This is a genomic window from Azohydromonas lata (assembly GCF_034427735.1).
Classification (GTDB): domain Bacteria; phylum Pseudomonadota; class Gammaproteobacteria; order Burkholderiales; family Burkholderiaceae_C; genus Azohydromonas; species Azohydromonas lata.
Map to the genome: position 1 here is coordinate 1 of NZ_JAXOJX010000232.1, position 350 is coordinate 350.

1 protein-coding gene is annotated in these 350 nt (G+C 68.6%); it reads right to left on the minus strand.

Going from position 1 to position 350, the window contains the following annotated elements; translation table 11 throughout:
• Positions 1–350 (minus strand): hypothetical protein (locus SM757_RS35175; protein WP_322468891.1); only part of this gene is annotated, 350 nt, incomplete at both ends.

The window sequence follows — 350 nt, forward strand, 5'->3', positions numbered from 1 at the left end:
CCCCACGGCCACGATGTCGGTGCCCGTCTTGGCGAAGCCCAGGTCGCCGGACAGCGACACGAAGTTCGCGATGTCGGCCGAGAAGCCCTTGAGCGTGAACGCCACCGTGTTGGCAGCGATCGTCTGGCTGAACGTGTAGCTCTGGCTGCCGACGCTGACCTTGCTGCCAGCGGCCACGGACGCACTGGTCCCCGTGTACCGCACGGCCACGGACGTGGCCTTGAGGTTGCCCAGGCCATCGACAGTAGCTGTCAGCGTCCCGTTGACCAGCTCGAATGCCGTGGTGCCGGCCGCGCCCGAGCGCAGGCCGAAGCTGGCGTTGCTCAGCCGCAGCGACGCCGACGTGCCCA